Below are 694 nucleotides of genomic sequence, written 5' to 3' on the forward strand. Positions count from 1 at the left end.
GAACCGGAAGCCCTATCAAAGTTCACCGGTAAGTATATGGAAGAGCATGATCCGTCATGGGAGTTTCTGGATGATGAAGAAAAAGCCTTCAAAGCCATGACCTTCTCAATGAATAACAATGATACCAATGGCTACCGCGAAGCGAGGCATCATGCTGTCAACGCACTGAAAAAAATGGTTGAGCCGATGACGGAAGCCGAAATACAGGCCTTGATGGAAAGAACTCGGCAGATGATGAATGAAAGTAACCCAGACACCGTAGACAATGTGGAAGCTCGCAAGCAGGCTGATAAAGACTATCAGGTAGCGATAGCAAAAGCGGCTGAGAAACTGAGTGCGGCCTATGCTAAAACAGGCATCAAGCAGACGGATTACAGTAACTACTGACAGGGGGTAGTATGAGGTCTGACTTACACGCCTTTAGCCACTTACGCCCTGATGCCAACTGTGCCCGTGGTTATACCGGGCGTTATGCTTCATGGCGCTCACCGGATATTCAGCCAGAGCCGCAGGAAGATACCCCCACTGACACACACAGCAATGCCCACTGGATAGCCCGCAGTCAGGAGGCAAAGAACAATCCTGTCTATGCGTTGCGTCTTATCAACAATCACACGCCGTATCAGTCTGCCATCGCAACGCTCAGGGGAGGTTACCGCCATCTTAGCCGGTACACCACACGCAAGATGGAAGC

Annotated in this window: 2 pseudogenes; both read left to right on the forward strand. The window is 50.4% G+C overall.

The features are described from left to right. Nucleotides 1-387: pseudogene (locus Xhom_RS31780) on the forward strand (hypothetical protein); the annotation flags it as partial. Between the two features lie 11 nt (nt 388-398). Then, nucleotides 399-694, forward strand: a pseudogene (locus Xhom_RS25225) (hypothetical protein); the annotation flags it as partial.

The organism is Xenorhabdus hominickii, from assembly GCF_002632725.1.
Classification (GTDB): domain Bacteria; phylum Pseudomonadota; class Gammaproteobacteria; order Enterobacterales; family Enterobacteriaceae; genus Xenorhabdus; species Xenorhabdus hominickii.